This is a genomic window from Candidatus Palibaumannia cicadellinicola (assembly GCF_001269425.1).
GTDB lineage: Bacteria > Pseudomonadota > Gammaproteobacteria > Enterobacterales > Enterobacteriaceae > Baumannia > Baumannia cicadellinicola_A.
Map to the genome: position 1 here is coordinate 443431 of NZ_CP011787.1, position 18026 is coordinate 461456.

The window sequence follows — 18026 nt, forward strand, 5'->3', positions numbered from 1 at the left end:
CAATGGCAACAATTAACCAATTAGTACGCAATCCACGTACTATTAAAGTTGCAAAAAGCAACGTTCCAGCTCTAGAAAACTGTCCACAAAAACGTGGTGTATGTACTAGAGTGTATACAACTACTCCAAAAAAACCTAATTCTGCTCTACGTAAAGTATGTCGTGTTCGTTTAACTAATGGTTTTGAAGTTACCTCTTATATAGGAGGTGAAGGTCATAACTTACAAGAACATTCTGTAATATTAATTCGTGGTGGTCGTGTCAAAGATCTCCCAGGTGTTCGTTATCATACTATTCGTGGTGCTATTGATTGCTCTGGTGTAAAAGATCGTAAACAAGGACGCTCTAAGTACGGCGTAAAAAAACAAAAAACTTAACAAATTAATTAATGTTAATCATCTTAGTTTTTTGAAAGATTCTTAATGTTAATGAATGGAGTAGATAAATGCCACGTCGTCGTATTATTAGTAAACGTAAAATATTACCAGATCCAAAGTTAGGATCTGAACTTGTAGCAAAATTTATTAATATATTAATGGTTAATGGTAAAAAATCTATTGCTGAATCCATAGTGTATACTGCGCTTGAAACGGTAGCTAAACGTTCTGGTAAGAGTTACTTAGAATCGTTTGAAGTAGCATTAGATAATGTACGTCCTACCATTGAAGTAAAATCTCGTCGTGTTGGTGGTTCTACTTATCAAATACCTGTAGAAATACGTTCAGTACGGCGTGATGCATTAGCAATGCGTTGGCTAGTAGAAGCTGCTCGAAAACGCGGTGATAAATCTATGGCTATACGTTTAGCAAATGAACTTTGTGATGCAGCAGAACATAAAGGTGCTGCGGTAAAAAAACGAGAAGAAATTCATCGTATGGCCGAAGCTAATAAAGCTTTTGCACATTATCGATGGTAATGTTTTTTTAGATTAATCTAAGCGTGCAAGTCGTCATCGAGGATTCAAATGGCTCGAATAACACCTATTACACGTTACCGTAATATTGGTATCAGTGCACACATTGATGCAGGTAAAACTACTACCACTGAACGTATTTTATTTTATACTGGTGTCAATCATAAGATTGGGGAAGTTCATCATGGTGCAGCAACTATGGATTGGATGGCACAAGAACAAGAACGTGGTATTACAATTACTTCAGCGGCAACTACATGTTTTTGGTCTGGCATGGCTAATCAGTTTGATGCTCACCGTATTAATATTATTGATACGCCAGGACACGTTGATTTTACCATAGAAGTAGAACGTTCTATGCGTGTTCTTGATGGTGTCGTAATGATTTATTGTGCTGTTGGTGGAGTACAACCACAGTCAGAAACAGTATGGCGTCAAGCAAACAAATACAATGTTCCTCGTATTGCCTTTATTAATAAAATGGATAGAATTGGTGCTAATTATTTAGGTGTAATTGAACAAATGAAAACTCGTCTTTCTGCTAACCCAGTTCCTATTCAATTAGCAATAGGAGCAGAAGATAAATTCACTGGAATAGTTGATTTAGTAAAAATGAAAGCTATTAATTGGAGTGAACTAGATCAAGGAATGAGTTTTTCATATGAAGAAATTCCTGATGATATGCAAAATTTAGCTAACCAATTGCATCAAAATTTAATTGAAGCAGCTGTAGAAATATCAGAAGAACTTATGGACAAATATTTAAATGGTGATTCTCTTTCTGAGAAAGAGATTAAAGATAGCCTACGTCAGCGTGTAATTAATAATGAGATAATATTAGTAACTTGTGGTTCCGCCTTTAAAAATAAAGGTGTACAGGCTATGTTAGATGCTGTCATTGACTATTTACCAGCTCCTACTGATGTTTCATCTATTAATCGTGTTTTTAAGGTAGAAACTGAAAATGTAAATATTGCAGGATACCTTAATGATAATAATAAATACAACGATCAACAACCATTTTCAGCACTAGCATTTAAAATATCTACCGACCCATTCGTTGGTAACTTAACTTTTTTCCGCGTATACTCAGGTATGGTAAGTTCAGGAGATATAGTACTTAACTCCGTGAAAGAAAAACGTGAAAGGTTTGGCCGTATTGTGCAAATGCATGCTAATAAACGTGAAGAAATCAAAGAAGTACGTGCTGGAGATATAGCTGCTGCAATAGGTCTAAAAGATGTTACTACTGGTGATACTTTATGTGATCCTTCGGTACCTATAATTTTGGAGAAAATGGAGTTTCCAGAACCTGTAATTTCAGTAGCAATTGAACCTAAAACTAAAGCTGATCAAGAAAAAATGGTTTTTGCTTTAGGTCGTCTAGCACAGGAAGATCCTTCTTTTCACGTATGGACAGATGAAGAGTCTGGAGAAACACTAATAGCTGGAATGGGTGAACTTCATCTAGAAATTTTGATTGATCGTATGCATCGTGAATTTAATGTATCAGCTAATGTTGGCAAACCACAAGTAGCTTACCGTGAGACTATTCGTGTTCCTGTTGAGCAGGAAGGAAAATTTATTCGTCAAACTGGTGGCAGAGGTCAATTTGGTCATGTATGGCTACGTATAGAACCAATAGAACCAGGTATAAAAAAAGTATATGAATTTGTAAATAAAATTGTGGGTGGAGTTATTCCAAAAGAATACATTCCTGCAATTGATAAAGGTGTGCAGGAGCAGTTAAAAAGTGGTATTATTGCTGGTTATCCAATAGTTGATGTACGAGTTACTGTTTTTGATGGTTCCTACCATGAAGTTGATTCTTCAGAAATGGCATTTAAACTAGCTGGTGCTATAGCCTTTAAAGAAGGTTTTATGAAGGCGAAACCTGTAATTTTAGAACCCATTATGAAGGTAGAAGTTGAAACACCTGAATACTATATGGGTGATGTAATTGGTGACTTAAATCGTCGTCGTGGTCTAATTAGTGGTATATTAGATACTAATAATATAAAAATTATTCGTGCACAGGTTCCTTTGTCAGAAATGTTTGGTTATGCTACAGATCTACGTTCACAAACTCAGGGACGTGCTTCATATTCTATGGAATTTATGAAATATAATGAAGCACCAAGTCATGTTGCTAAGGTTATTATCGAAGCACATCAAACTAAATAATTTAAGTAATTATACTATAACCATTAGTATAGTATAGTGTAGTGTAAGGAATATAAAAGTGTCTAAAGAAAAGTTTCAACGTATTAAACCCCACATTAACGTAGGTACTATAGGCCATGTTGATCATGGTAAAACAACCTTAACAGCAGCAATAACTTCTGTTTTAGCTAAAGTTTACGGCGGTAATGCGCTTGCTTTTGATCAAATTGATAATGCACCAGAAGAAAAAGCACGTGGAATTACTATTAATTCTTCTCATGTTGAGTATGATACTAAACATCGACATTATGCACACGTAGACTGTCCCGGACATGCTGATTATGTAAAAAATATGATTACTGGTGCAGCCCAAATGGATGGTGCCATTTTAGTAGTTGCTGCTACTGATGGTCCCATGCCTCAAACAAGAGAACATATCTTGCTAGCACGTCAGGTTGGTGTTCCTTATATTATCGTATTCATTAATAAATGTGATATGGTTGATGATGAGGAATTACTAGAATTAGTCGAAATTGAAGTACGAGAATTACTTTCTCAATATGATTTTCCAGGTAATGACACACCAGTCATACGTGGTTCTGCGCTAAAAGCACTAGATAATGATGATATTTGGTCTTCAAAGATAATTGAATTAGCTGATGTATTAGATAGCTATATTCCTGAACCAGAACGTGCTATTAATAAGCCATTTTTATTACCAATTGAAGATGTTTTCTCTATATCAGGTCGTGGTACTGTAGTAACAGGTCGTGTAGAGCGTGGAATTATTAAAGTTGGTGAAGAAATTGAAATTATTGGTATTAAAGATACCATCAAAACTACCTGTACAGGTGTTGAAATGTTTCGTAAGTTGTTAGATGAAGGACGTGCTGGCGAAAATATTGGTGTCTTATTAAGAGGAATAAAACGTGATGATGTAGAACGTGGTCAGGTATTAGCAAAGCCTGGATCAATTAAACCACATACTAAGTTTGCCTCTGAAGTATATATTCTTAACAAAGATGAAGGTGGACGTCACACTCCATTCTTTAAAGGTTATCGTCCTCAGTTCTATTTTAGAACCACTGATGTTACAGGTACTATTGAACTACCAAAAGATATTGAAATGGTTATGCCAGGCGATAATATTAAAATGATTGTTAATTTAATTGCGCCTATTGCCATGGATGAAGGATTAAGATTTGCTATACGTGAAGGTGGGCGTACAGTAGGTGCTGGTGTAGTTGCACAAATAATAGAATAAACAGTATAGTATAGTAATGAATCATACTAAAGAAAAATTAAATAAAGAAAAACAACGTTACAAAGAAATCATTAAGTGGTTTATTGTACTCCTGTTATTTATGATAGCTATCTTTAGTAATTATTTTTTCAGCGTAATACTAAGAACTATATTGCTATTTATAATAACTATTATTGCAGGTGGAGTAATTATGATAACCGAGCCAGGTCGGTTAATTCTTGCCTTCTTGCAAGACTCACGTACTGAAGTACGTAAAGTTATTTGGCCTTCTTATCAAGAAACATTATATACTACTTTAATAGTTATTGTATTGACTTTTATTATTTCTATTGTAATTTGGATAATAGATAGTTTAATAATTAATATATTAACTATGATTACCAAACTGAGGTTTTAGATGTCTGAAGATTCTAAAAAACGTTGGTATGTTATTCAAGCTTTTTCTGGTTTAGAGGGTAGAGTAGCAAAATCATTACGTGAACATATAAAATTACATTCTACCGAAGAAATATTCGGTGAAGTTATAGTCCCCACTGAAGAAGTAGTGGAAATGAGAAATGGACAACGTAGAAAAAGCGAGCGTAAATTTTTTCCTGGTTATGTATTAGTTAATATGGTAATGAATGACAGTAGTTGGCATTTAGTACGTAGTGTACCTCGTGTTATGGGTTTTATAGGGGGAACATCAGATAATCCAGCACCTATTAGTGATAAAGAAGTTAATGTAATAATGAATCGTTTACAGCAAATAGGTGATAAACCACGGCCAAAAACATTATTCGAACCAGGAGAACTAGTTCGTGTAAATGATGGACCATTTGCTGATTTTAATGGTGTTGTAGAAGAAGTAGATTATGAAAAAAGTCGTCTAAAAGTTTCCGTTTCTATCTTTGGTCGTGCTACTCCTGTCGAATTAGATTTTTGCCAGGTTGAAAAAGGTTAACTTAGCTTGTTAATAAACAATTATTAAGATAAGGTAGTTTTAAAATGGCAAAAAAAGTACAAGCTTATGTAAAGCTGCAGGTTCCTGCAGGCATGGCAAACCCCAGTCCTCCTGTAGGACCAGCTTTAGGTCAGAAAGGAGTTAATATTATTGAATTTTGTAAAAATTTTAATGTAAAAACTGAAGGTTTTGAAAAAGGTTTGCCAATTCCTGTTGTTATAACTGTATATTCAGATCGTTCTTTCACTTTTGTTACTAAAACTCCACCAGCTGCTATTTTATTAAAAAAAGCAGTAGGAATAAAATGTGGTGCTAGTAAACCGAAATTAGAAAAAGTTGGTACAATTACTAAATCTCAGATACGCGATATTGCTGAAACTAAAGCGATGGATATGAATGGTAGTAATATAGATGCTATATGTCGTTCTATCATAGGTACAGCTTTGTCTATAGGTCTGGTAGTAGAAGGTTAAAACATGGTTAAAATAACCCAGAGGATGCGTGTAATTCGTAATCAAATTAATGCTAATCAACAATATGATATATATAATGCTATAACCTTATTAAAAAAACTAGCTACTGTGAATTTCATAGAAAGTGTTGACGTAGCAGTAAAACTTGGTATTGATGCACGTAATTCCGCTCAAAATATTCGTGGAGCTACGGTATTACCACATGGTATAGGTCGTATTATTCGTGTAGCGGTCTTTACGCAAGAGATGATAGCTGCAAAAGCAGCTGGTGCTGACTTAGTAGGTATGGATGATTTGGCTATAGAGATTAAAAAAGGTAAGTTAAATTTTGACGTAGTTATTGCTTCTCCTGATGCTATGTACATAGTTAGTGAGTTAGCACAAATATTAGGTCCACGTGGCATGATGCCAAATCCTAAATTAGGTACTGTTACAAATAATATTGCTTCAGCAATAAAAGAAATTAAATCAGGTCAAGTACGTTACCATAACGACAAAAGTGGGATCATTCATACTACTATAGGTAAAATAAATTTTGATGTAAATCAAATAAAAGAAAACTTAGAAGCTTTATTGATCGCTTTAAAAAAAGATAAACCAATACAAACTAAAGGAGTTTTTTTTAAAAAAGTTTGCCTATCTACTACTATGGGACCTGGGTTAGTAATTGATCAAACTAGCTTAGCTATGGTATAATAAAAAATTATTCAAAAGAGTTAAGTTAAGTAAAACTACTAGAATAGTTCAGATAGCAATACCACTTCAGTTTAAAAACTATTTAAATATTTTTGTTTTAATCTAGGAAAAATTTATGGCACTAAATCTTCAAAACAAAAAAACTATTGTTACTGAAGTAAAAAAAGTAGCCAAAATTGCGATATCTGCTGTTGTTGCTGATTACCGTGGTATTACAGTTAATCAACTTACTGAACTACGTAAAAAATGTAGTCAAGTAGATGTTAAGATGCTTGTTGTCCGTAATACGCTTATGCGTCGTATTGTAGAGAATACTCCTTTTGAATGCCTCACAAAAACCTTTATAGGTCCAACACTAATTGCATTTTCTACTAAACATCCTGGTACAGCAGCTCGTTTATTTAAAAGTTTTGCTCAAGAGCATACTAAACTAAATATAAAAGCAGCAGCTTTTGAAGGCGCAGTTATTCCAGCGTTACAAATAGACAAATTGGCTACTATGCCAACTTACGAAGAAGCAATTGCAAAACTGATGTTTACTCTTCAAGAAGCATCTATAGGAAAACTCGCTCGAATTTTTGTTACATTACGCGACCAAAAAAAATTAGCGTAAAATAATACTTTAGGAGCAATTGCTATGTTACTTAATAAAGAACAGATTTTAGACGCTATAGCTAACATGTCTATTGTAGATATTACTGAGCTCATTTCTATGATGGAAAAGAAATTTGGCGTGACCTCTATGGTCAATATAGCTGTAACAGAAAGTCCAACTGAAGTTGTTGAAGAACAAACTGAGTTTAATGTTGTGCTTACAGCTATAGGTAGTAATAAAGTGTCTGTTATTAAAGCCGTCCGGGGTGCTGTTGGACTAGGTTTAAAAGAAGCAAAAGATTTAGTTGAATCAGCACCTACTTCTATAAAAGAAAATATTAGTAAAAATGACGCTGAAGCCCTAAAAAAAGTTCTTGAAGATGCTGGTGCTTCTGTTGAGATTAAATAACTTTACTAGTTTTATAGATATATCTATATATAGCTGGTAGCTTTATAGTTACCAGCTTTTTTGTGCTAATTTTTGCTAAATACTACTAATTAGTATTATTTTATATGTTGTTATCACTTTAACTGATTGTTAAAAATAAAATAATAGTAGGTTAATTAGTCAGCTAGTTGAGGAACCCTATCCTATGGTTTACTCTTATACCGAAAAAAAACGCATTCGTAAGGATTTTGGAAAACGTCAACAGGTGTTAGACGTGCCCTATCTTCTTTCAATACAAATTGAATCATTTAAAAAATTTATTGAGCGTGATCCTAATGGTAAATATGGGCTGGAAGCAGCTTTTAGTTCTGTTTTTCCTATACAAAGTTATGGTGGTAACGCGGAATTACAATATATTAGTTATCGTTTAGGTGATCCTATATTCGACGTCAAAGAGTGTCAGATGAGAGGTATTACTTTTTCTGTACCTTTAAGAGTTAGATTGCGTTTAGTAATAAATGAGCGTGAAACATCAAAAACTTCTTGCAAAGAACAGGAAGTATATATGGGTGAAATTCCGCTGATGACTGATAATGGTACCTTTATTATTAATGGAACTGAACGTGTTATTGTATCGCAGTTACATCGTAGTCCTGGTGTTTTCTTTGATAGCGATAAGGGAAAAATACACTCTTCAGGTAAAGTACTATTTAACGCACGTATTATTCCTTATCGAGGGTCTTGGCTGGATTTTGAATTTGATCAGAAAGATCACTTATTCGTACGCATAGATAGACGTAGAAAATTACCTGCAACAATTATGCTACGTGCATTAAACTTTAATACTCATCAAATTCTTGATACTTTTTTTGAAAAAGTAATGTACGAAATCAATGAATATAAGTGCATCATGGAACTTATTCCTGAGCGTTTACGCGGAGAAACTGCGTCATTTGAAATTAAAGTAAATAATACTATATATGTAGAAAAAGGTCGTCGTATTACGACACGACATATTAATAAGCTAAAACAAGATATGATCAATAGAATTGAAGTACCTATTGATTATCTTTGTGGTAAAGTAATAGCAAAAGATTATTTTGATGTTAAAACAGGTGAAATAATTATTTCTGCTAATACAGTCATATCGCTAGATTTGCTAAATCAACTAATTAAATCTGGATTTAAGGTCATTGAAACTTTATTTACAAATGATTTAGATCATGGTTCTTATATATCTGAAACACTACGTATTGATCAAACTAAAGATCGTATAAGTGCGATAGTAGAAATATATCGTATGATGCGTCCTGGAGAACCACCAACCAGAGAAGCTGCTGAGCACCTGTTTGAAAATCTATTTTTTTCAGTAGATCGTTATGATCTATCTGCAGTTGGTAGAATGAAATTTAATCGTGCTTTATTACGTAAAGAGATAGAAGGTACTGGAATATTGAGTACAAAAGACATAATAGACGTCATGAAGAAACTGATTGATATTCGTAATGGTAAAGGTGAAGTAGATGATATCGACCACCTTGGTAATCGTCGTATTCGTTCTGTTGGTGAAATGGCTGAAAACCAATTTAGATTAGGTCTTGTTCGTGTAGAAAGATCAGTAAAAGAACGTTTGTCTATTAGTGATCTTGATACTATGATGCCACAAGATATTATTAATGCTAAGCCAATTTCAGCTGCAGTAAAAGAATTTTTTAGTTCTAGTCAGTTATCACAATTTATGGATCAAAATAATCCTTTATCTGAGATTACCCATAAGCGCCGTATTTCTGCATTAGGTCCAGGTGGTTTAACTAGAGAACGAGCTGGATTTGAAGTACGTGATGTACATCCAACTCATTATGGTAGAGTTTGCCCTATCGAAACTCCCGAAGGTCCTAATATTGGTTTAATTAACTCACTATCTGTTTACGCACGAACTAACGAATATGGTTTCTTGGAAACTCCATATCGTATTGTAAAAAATGGTATAGTTTCTGAAGAAATTCATTATCTATCAGCTATTGAAGAAGGTAATTTTATTATTGCTCAGGCTAATACTAACCTTAATGAAACAGGTCACTTAATTGAAGATTTAGTTACTTGTCGTCATAAAGGTGAATCTAGCCTATTTAGCCGTGATAAAGTAAATTATATGGACGTTTCTACCCAACAAATAGTTTCTGTAGGTGCTTCATTAATTCCTTTCCTAGAGCATGATGATGCTAACAGAGCATTAATGGGTGCTAATATGCAACGTCAGGCAGTACCTACTTTAAGAACGGATAAACCATTAGTAGGTACTGGTATGGAAAGAATAGTAGCAGTTGACTCAGGTGTAACTGCTGTAGCTAAACGTGGTGGTAAAGTACAATATGTAGATGCATCACGTATTATTATTAATGTTAATTCTAATGAAATGTATCTAGGTGAAGCAGGTATAGATATTTATCATCTTTGTAAATATATTCGTTCTAATCAAAATACCTGTATTAGCCAAAGACCTTGCGTTTATTTAAATGACACTGTAGAACGTGGTGATGTATTAGCTGATGGTCCCTCTACTGATTTAGGAGAGTTAGCATTAGGTCAGAACATGCGTATTGCTTTCATGCCATGGAATGGTTATAACTTTGAAGACTCTATGCTAATATCGGAACGAGTAGTACAAGAGGATCGTTTTACTACTATTCATATTCAGGAACTAACTTGTATATCACGTGATACAAAACTTGGTCCTGAAGAAATTACAGCAGACATACCAAATGTAGGTGAAGCAGCACTCTGCAAACTTGACGAATCAGGTATAGTATATATTGGTGCTGAAGTTACTAGTGGTGATATCCTAGTAGGAAAAGTCACTCCAAAGGGAGAAACCCAACTAACTCCAGAAGAAAAACTGTTGCGTGCTATTTTTGGTGAAAAAGCTTCTGATGTAAAAGATTCTTCATTACGTGTACCAAATGGTTTCTCTGGTACAGTAATAGATGTACAAATATTTACTAGAGAAGGTATAGATAAAGATAAGCGAGCTATTGAAATAGAAGAAATGCAACTGAATCAGGTCAAAAAAGACCTAACAGAAGAACTACATATATTAGAAATAGGTATATTTAAACGTATCAGTGATTTATTAGTAAAAGATGGTATAGATATTGATCTAAATAAAATCTCAAAATTAAGTAGCATAAATTGGCTACAATTTAGTCTAACCACAGAAGATAAATACAAACAGTTAAAAACATTAGTGGCACAATACGATGAATTAAAGGCTAGTTTTGAGCAAAAATTAGAAGATAAGCGTCGTAAAATTACTCAAGGCGATGATTTATCTCCTGGGGTTCTAAAAATAGTTAAGGTCTATTTAGCTGTAAAACGACAGATTCAACCTGGAGATAAAATGGCTGGACGTCATGGTAATAAAGGTGTGATATCAAAGATAAATCCAATTGAAGATATGCCTTATGATGAGCATGGTGTACCAGTTGATATAGTACTAAACCCACTAGGGGTTCCATCGAGAATGAATATCGGTCAGATTTTAGAAACACATTTAGGAATGGCTGCTAAAGGTATTGGTGATAAAATAAATACGATGCTAATTCAACAGCAGAATATAAGTAAAATACGTGATTTCATGCAAAAAGCTTATGATATTGGTGATAATGTCAGACAAAAAGTAGATTTAAATATGCTTTCTGATGAAGAAGTACTGTATCTTGCAGAAAATTTAAAAAATGGTATGCCAATTGCCACACCTGTATTTGACGGGGCAAAAGAGGAAGAAATTAAAGCATTACTGAAATTATGTAATTTACCTACTTCTGGGCAAATTACTTTATTTGACGGTCGTACTGGAGAGAAATTCGAGCGTAAAGTAACTGTAGGCTATATGTATATGCTTAAACTAAATCATCTTGTTGATGATAAGATGCATGCACGTTCCACTGGTTCTTATAGTTTAGTAACTCAGCAACCTCTGGGTGGTAAGGCCCAGTTTGGAGGTCAACGTTTTGGTGAAATGGAAGTATGGGCGCTTGAAGCTTATGGCGCAGCATATACATTACAAGAAATGTTAACAGTTAAGTCAGATGATGTTAATGGTCGTACCAAAATGTATAAAAATATTGTTGATGGTAATAAACATATGGAACCAGGAATGCCAGAATCATTTAACGTTTTACTAAAAGAAATACGTTCTCTAGGAATTAACATAGAGTTAGAAGAAGACTAATGTTTAGTTATGATAACTATAGCATAAATCAATTATTACTTATCATCAATATAACTCTAACAAGAGCTGAAAGCCGTGAAAGATTTACTAAAATTGCTGAAAGCACAAGCTAACACTGAAGAGTTTGATGCTATTAAAATTACCTTAGCTTCACCAGATATGATTCGTTCATGGTCTTTTGGTGAAGTTAAAAAACCTGAAACTATCAATTACCGTACTTTTAAGCCTGAGCGTGATGGTTTATTTTGTGCACGCATTTTTGGACCAGTAAAAGATTACGAGTGTTTGTGCGGTAAATATAAACGTCTAAAACATCGTGGCGTAATATGCGAAAAATGTGGTGTTGAAGTCACTCAAACAAAAGTACGTCGGGAGCGGATGGGACATATAGAGCTAGCTTCTCCTACTGCTCATATCTGGTTTTTAAAATCTTTACCATCAAGGATTGGTTTATTATTAGATATGCCTCTTAGAGACATAGAGCGTGTATTATATTTTGAATCATACGTAGTAATTGAAAGTGGAATGACTACTAATTTAGAGTGCAATCAAATATTAACTGAAGAGCAGTATTTAGATGCATTAGAAGAATTCGGTGATGAATTTGATGCACAAATGGGCGCAGAAGCAATTTTTAATTTATTAAAAAATATAGATCTTGAGCAAGAATGCGAACTATTAAGAGAAGAGCTAGAAGAAATTACATCAGAAACTAAACGTAAAAAAATCACTAAACGTATCAAGTTAATAGAAGCATTTATACAATCAGGTAATAAACCTGAATGGATGATATTAAATGTGTTACCAGTATTACCACCAGATTTGCGTCCTTTAGTACCACTAGATGGTGGACGTTTTGCTACATCAGATCTAAATGATTTATATCGCCGTGTTATTAATCGTAATAATCGTCTTAAGCGATTACTTGATTTATCAGCACCAGATATCATCGTTAGGAACGAAAAACGTATGCTACAAGAAGCAGTAGATGCATTACTAGATAATGGACGACGTGGTCGTGCTATTACTGGTTCTAATAAGCGTCCGCTAAAATCTTTAGCTGATATGATTAAAGGAAAGCAAGGTCGTTTTAGGCAAAATCTACTAGGTAAACGCGTGGACTATTCTGGTCGTTCAGTTATTACTGTAGGACCATACCTACATTTAAATCAATGTGGTTTACCTAAAAAAATGGCACTGGAGTTATTTAAACCTTTTATTTATGGCAAGCTTGAACGTCGTGGTATTGCTACTACTATAAAAGCTGCTAAAAAAATGGTAGAACGTGAAGACTCAGTAGTTTGGGATATGTTGGATGAAGTCATTCGCGAACATCCAGTAATGCTCAATCGTGCACCTACCTTACATCGTCTTGGTATACAAGCATTTGAACCAGTACTTATAGAAGGTAAAGCAATTCAATTACATCCATTAGTTTGTGCAGCATATAACGCAGACTTTGATGGTGATCAAATGGCTGTACATATTCCTTTAACACGTGAAGCACAATTAGAAGCTAGAGCTTTAATGATGTCTACTAATAACATACTATCACCTGCAAATGGAGAACCAATAATCGTACCATCACAAGATGTCGTATTAGGTCTATACTATATGACACGTGAGCGTGTAAATTGCAAAGGTGAAGGAATGATTCTTACTGGACCTAAAGAAGCTGAATGTATTTATCATGCTGGAATTGCGGAGTTACATGCGCGTGTTAAAGTACGTATTACTGAATATCATAAAAATGATAATGACGAGTTAATAGAAAAAAAAATAATTTGTGAAACAACAATAGGACGAGCTATCCTTTGGATGATTGTACCAAAAGGATTACCTTTTACATTAGTAAATCAGGTTCTTGGAAAAAAATCTATTTCTAGAATGTTGAATACTTGTTATCGGGTGCTAGGTCTTCAACCTACAGTAATTTTTGCTGACAAAATTATGTATACTGGTTTTGCTTATGCAGCTCGTTCTGGATCCTCTGTTGGCATTGATGATATTATTATCCCTACGAAAAAAGCTGATATTATAGATGAAGCGGAGACAGAAGTAGCAGAAATTCAAGAACAATTTCAGTCTGGTTTAGTAACAGCTGGTGAACGTTATAACAAAGTAATAGATATATGGGCTGCAGCTAATGAAAGAGTAGCTCAAGCTATGATGGATAATCTGTCTACTGAAAAAGTCACTAATAGTCATGGAGTAGAAGAATTACAGGTATCATTCAACAATATTTTTATGATGTCTGATTCTGGTGCTAGAGGTTCAGCTGCACAAATTAGGCAATTGGCTGGAATGCGTGGTCTTATGGCTAAACCTGATGGTTCAATTATTGAAACACCAATTACTGCTAATTTTCGTGAAGGTCTGAATGTCTTACAATATTTTATTTCTACACACGGAGCACGTAAAGGTCTAGCGGATACCGCACTTAAAACAGCAAATTCTGGTTATCTTACCCGTCGTTTAGTAGATGTCGCGCAAGATCTAGTAGTTACTGAAGATGATTGTAATACTTTATCCGGGATTGATATGACCCCTGTTATTGAAGGCGGTGATGTAAAAGAATCGTTACGCGAACGCGTATTAGGTCGTCTTACAGCAGAAGATGTAATTAAACCAGGTAGTAAAAATATTTTGGTAAAACGTAATACGCTGCTAAATGAGCAATGGTGTAATATTTTAGAAGAAAATTCAGTAGATAATATTAAGGTTCGTTCAGTTGTTACCTGCGATACTAATTTTGGCGTATGTGCATTTTGCTATGGACGTGACTTAGCACGAGGTAATTTAGTTCAAAAAGGTGAAGCTATCGGTGTAATAGCTGCACAATCTATCGGTGAACCTGGTACTCAGCTTACAATGCGGACCTTTCATATTGGTGGAGCAGCCTTCCGTGCTGCTACTGAATCTAGTATTCAAGTAAAAAATAATGGTACAATTCATCTGATAAATGCTAAGTTCGTTATTAATAGTAGTAATAAAATTGTTATTACATCTCGTAATACTGAGCTTAAACTTATCGATATTTTTGGTAGAACTAAAGAAAGCTATAAGGTGCCATATGGTGCAGTAATAGCAAAAAGGAATGGATCAGAAATAATTAGTGGAGAAATAGTGGCTAATTGGGATCCACATACTATCCCTATTATTACTGAAGTAGATGGTTTTATTAGTTTTACTGATATGATTGATGGTCAGACGATTACTCGTCAGACAGATGAACTTACTGGTGTATCATCTATTGTAGTATTAGATTCTTCTGAAAGAACTAGTAGTGGGAAAGATTTACGACCAGCACTAAGAATTGTAGATGAGAATAATAAAGATGTACTAATTCAAGGTACAGATATGTCTGCACAATATTTTCTACCTGGTAATACTATTGTGCAGTTAGAAGATGGAACTAAAATTACTAGTGGTGATACTTTAGCTCGTGTACCACTAGAAACTAGTGGTACTAAAGATATTACCGGTGGTCTACCTCGTGTAGCTGATATATTTGAAGCTAGGAGACCTAAAGAACCAGCAGTATTAGCTGAATTAAGCGGAATTATTTCATTTGGGAAAGATACTAAAGGAAAACGGCGTTTAGTTATCTCGCAGTTAGATGATGGCGGTGATACTTATGAAGAAATGATTCCAAAATGGCGTCAGCTTAATGTATTTGAAGGTGAACGTGTAGAACGTGGTGATATTATTTCTGATGGCCCCGAATCTCCTCATGATATTCTACGTTTAAGAGGTGTACATGCTGTAACACGCTATATTGTTAATGAAGTACAAGATGTTTACAGATTACAAGGTGTTAAAATCAATGATAAGCATATTGAAGTTATTGTTCGTCAAATGTTGCGTAAAGCTACTATTATTAATTCTGGTGGGTCAGATTTTTTAGCCGGTGAACAGATAGAATACTCACGTATTAAAATAACAAATAATAAGCTTAAAATTGAAGGAAAAAAAGAAATCAGCTATGTTCGTGAGATACTCGGTATCACAAAAGCTTCCTTAGCTACAGAGTCATTTATATCCGCCGCTTCTTTTCAGGAAACTACACGAGTATTAACTGAAGCTGCTGTAGCAGGTAAAATTGATGAGCTACGAGGTCTAAAAGAAAATGTTATCGTTGGACGAAAAATTCCAGCTGGAACTGGGTATGCTTATCATAAGGAACGTACTATTCATCGTAATAATAAGCATAGATCAGAAATACAACAACAAAAAATGACTGTCGATGAAGCATCAGCAAATTTAGCTGAACTTTTAAACTCTAGTCAAAATATATAGTAAATAAATAGTTATTTTTATTATTTTATGATATTAAAATCACTAAATACATTTGGGATTAATGTATCAGCACATATGATCGTAACCGCACATAGCGAAGCTGAACTACTTATGCTTTGGAGGAATGCATTAAAAAGCAATCGTCCTGTATTGCTACTAGGCAGTGGTAGTAATGTACTTTTTTTAGACCATTTTAATGGTACTATTATCCTTAATAGAATTAAGGGTCTTATCATTAAAGAAGATAAGCATTCATGGTATTTACATGCAGGCGCTGGTGAAGTATGGCATGATATAGTTACTTATACTATTAATAGAAATATACCAGGATTAGAAAATTTAGCTTTAATTCCAGGTTATATTGGCTCTGCACCAATACAAAATATTGGTGCATATGGTATAGAATTAAAAAATGTATGTGAATACGTAGATATTATTCAGTTAGATAATGGTAATAAATATCGTCTTAGTACCATAGAATGTATGTTTAGCTACAGAGATAGTATTTTTAAGCACTACTATCGTGACAAAGTGGCAATTGTTGCGGTTGGATTAAGGCTTAGTAAAAATTGGCAACCAGTTCTTAGTTACGGTAACCTTATGCTGCTGGATAAGCATAAGGTTACGCCACTTCAAATATTTAATTTAGTATGCGCAATACGTATAAATCAATTACCTGATATAACCAAAACAGGTAACGCTGGTAGTTTTTTTAAAAATCCACTAATTAATACTAAAAAAATAGCACAGTTAGTAACTTGTTATCCTACAATTCCCTATTTTTCACAAAACAATGGAATGGTTAAACTAGTAGCAGGATGGCTGATTGACAAATGTCAGTTAAAAGGTTATAAATTTGGTAATGCTGCCGTATATGAAAAAAAAGCATCAATATTAATTAATATTAATAATAATGCTAGTGGCATAGAAATACTAGCACTAGCTAAGTATATTCGCTATTTTGTAGCAAATAAATTTGCTATTTGGTTAGAACCAGAAGTACGTTTTATTGGCTCAGAAGGAGAAGTTGATGCAATTAAAACATTATTATGAGCATAATAATGCAGAAATTAATTGTTCTATTCAACTTATTAATATCTTGTCTCCTGGAAATATTTATTCGTCTGAACAATTAAGTCAAAAACTAAATATTAGTTTGCAAGACGTAAATAAATACATTGCTATAGTAAGAAATTGGGGGGTAGACTTAATTACTTATTATAATAAGTATTATCTCAAACAACCATTATATTTATTAGATAATAACGTAATTAAATTACTACTTTATTCTGGAAGATTAGAAGTACTAACAGTAATTAATTCTACAAATCAATATTTAATTAATAAAATTAATCATTTAAATATTGGAGATGCTTGTGTTGCTGAATATCAGTTAAATGGGCGTGGTAGATGTGGTAAAAAATGGTTTTCTTCATTTGGAAAAAATATTTATTTATCAATTTATTGGCGTTTAAAAAAACATGAGCCTACTGCCTTAATTGGTTTAAGTTTAATGGTAGGTATTATTGTAGCAGAAATATTACAAACTTTTGGGGTAAGTAATGTCAAATTAAAATGGCCTAATGATATTTATCTCAATAATCGTAAATTAGCAGGTATTTTAGTAGAAATGACTGGAATGTCTAGTAGCGACATTCATGTAGTGATGGGTATTGGTATTAATTTAGCTTTACCTACTAGTATAAGTACTACTTGGATCAGTCTACAAGATATAGGTATTGTTATTATAAGAAATCATATAGTTGCTGCATTAACTAATGCATTACGTAATTCTTTACTAATATTTGAAAAATATGGTTTATCTCCTTTTCTATTACGTTGGCATATTCTAGATTACTTTTATAATCAACCTATACAACTTATAATAGGAAATGTACGTTCAATTACTGGAATTTATCGTGGTATAAATAGTAGTGGTGCTCTTCTGTTAGAAGAGCAAGGAAAAATTAAAGAGTATTTAAGTGGAAATATATCTATATCACTACTAGAAAAATCTAAAGTAATATAAATAACTACCGCACCATACATAAAAATATAATAA

The 18026-nt window shown here is 33.7% G+C and carries 14 protein-coding genes; all 14 read left to right on the forward strand.

From position 1 onward, the window contains the following. The first annotated feature begins 2 nt into the window (after nucleotides 1-2). The 14 genes from rpsL (at nucleotide 3) to birA (ending at nucleotide 17993) form a co-directional block, all read left to right on the forward strand. Nucleotides 3-377 carry a 30S ribosomal protein S12 gene (rpsL, locus tag AB162_RS02105; RefSeq protein ID WP_053097081.1) on the forward strand — a complete coding sequence of 125 codons (375 nt, stop codon included), beginning with the start codon at nucleotides 3-5 and terminating at the stop codon, nucleotides 375-377. A 68-nt stretch (nucleotides 378-445) separates the two neighbouring features. Further along, nucleotides 446-916: a 30S ribosomal protein S7 gene (gene rpsG, locus AB162_RS02110; RefSeq protein WP_053097083.1), complete on the forward strand. Its 471-nt coding sequence runs from the start codon at nucleotides 446-448 to the stop codon at nucleotides 914-916. A 48-nt stretch (nucleotides 917-964) separates the two neighbouring features. Beyond that, a complete protein-coding gene (fusA, locus tag AB162_RS02115; protein ID WP_053097089.1) occupies nucleotides 965-3097 on the forward strand; it encodes an elongation factor G in 2133 nt (710 codons plus the stop codon). Between the two features lie 58 nt (nucleotides 3098-3155). Next, nucleotides 3156-4340 (forward strand): elongation factor Tu, encoded by a 1185-nt coding sequence (gene tuf / locus AB162_RS02120; protein WP_053097095.1) that lies wholly within the window; start codon nucleotides 3156-3158, stop codon nucleotides 4338-4340. Nucleotides 4341-4356: 16 nt separating this feature from the next. Next, nucleotides 4357-4737 carry a preprotein translocase subunit SecE gene (gene secE, locus AB162_RS02125; protein ID WP_053097096.1) on the forward strand — a complete coding sequence of 127 codons (381 nt, stop codon included), beginning with the start codon at nucleotides 4357-4359 and terminating at the stop codon, nucleotides 4735-4737. Beyond that, complete coding sequence (gene nusG / locus AB162_RS02130; RefSeq protein WP_053097097.1) at nucleotides 4738-5283, forward strand: transcription termination/antitermination protein NusG; 546 nt, start codon at nucleotides 4738-4740, stop codon at nucleotides 5281-5283. It begins immediately after the preceding gene. Nucleotides 5284-5327: 44 nt separating this feature from the next. Then, complete coding sequence (gene rplK, locus AB162_RS02135) at nucleotides 5328-5756, forward strand: 50S ribosomal protein L11 (RefSeq protein WP_053097098.1); 429 nt, start codon at nucleotides 5328-5330, stop codon at nucleotides 5754-5756. Between the two features lie 3 nt (nucleotides 5757-5759). Then, complete coding sequence (rplA, locus tag AB162_RS02140) at nucleotides 5760-6452, forward strand: 50S ribosomal protein L1 (protein WP_053097099.1); 693 nt, start codon at nucleotides 5760-5762, stop codon at nucleotides 6450-6452. Nucleotides 6453-6567: 115 nt separating this feature from the next. Next, entirely contained in the window at nucleotides 6568-7065 is a 498-nt protein-coding gene (rplJ, locus tag AB162_RS02145) for a 50S ribosomal protein L10 (protein WP_053097100.1), read from the forward strand. A gap of 24 nt (nucleotides 7066-7089) precedes the next feature. Next, nucleotides 7090-7455 carry a 50S ribosomal protein L7/L12 gene (gene rplL, locus AB162_RS02150; RefSeq protein WP_053097101.1) on the forward strand — a complete coding sequence of 122 codons (366 nt, stop codon included), beginning with the start codon at nucleotides 7090-7092 and terminating at the stop codon, nucleotides 7453-7455. 184 nt (nucleotides 7456-7639) lie between these two features. Further along, a complete protein-coding gene (gene rpoB / locus AB162_RS02155; RefSeq protein ID WP_053097104.1) occupies nucleotides 7640-11665 on the forward strand; it encodes a DNA-directed RNA polymerase subunit beta in 4026 nt (1341 codons plus the stop codon). A gap of 75 nt (nucleotides 11666-11740) precedes the next feature. Then, complete coding sequence (rpoC, locus tag AB162_RS02160; RefSeq protein ID WP_053097106.1) at nucleotides 11741-15964, forward strand: DNA-directed RNA polymerase subunit beta'; 4224 nt, start codon at nucleotides 11741-11743, stop codon at nucleotides 15962-15964. Between the two features lie 27 nt (nucleotides 15965-15991). Continuing rightward, the gene (gene murB, locus AB162_RS02165; RefSeq protein ID WP_053097108.1) at nucleotides 15992-17017 is read left to right on the forward strand and encodes a UDP-N-acetylmuramate dehydrogenase; all 1026 of its coding nucleotides are present in this window, start codon (nucleotides 15992-15994) and stop codon (nucleotides 17015-17017) included. Then, nucleotides 16995-17993: a bifunctional biotin--[acetyl-CoA-carboxylase] ligase/biotin operon repressor BirA gene (gene birA / locus AB162_RS02170; protein ID WP_053097110.1), complete on the forward strand. Its 999-nt coding sequence runs from the start codon at nucleotides 16995-16997 to the stop codon at nucleotides 17991-17993. Before murB ends, birA begins: the two co-directional genes overlap by 23 nt. Nucleotides 17994-18026: the final 33 nt, after the last annotated feature.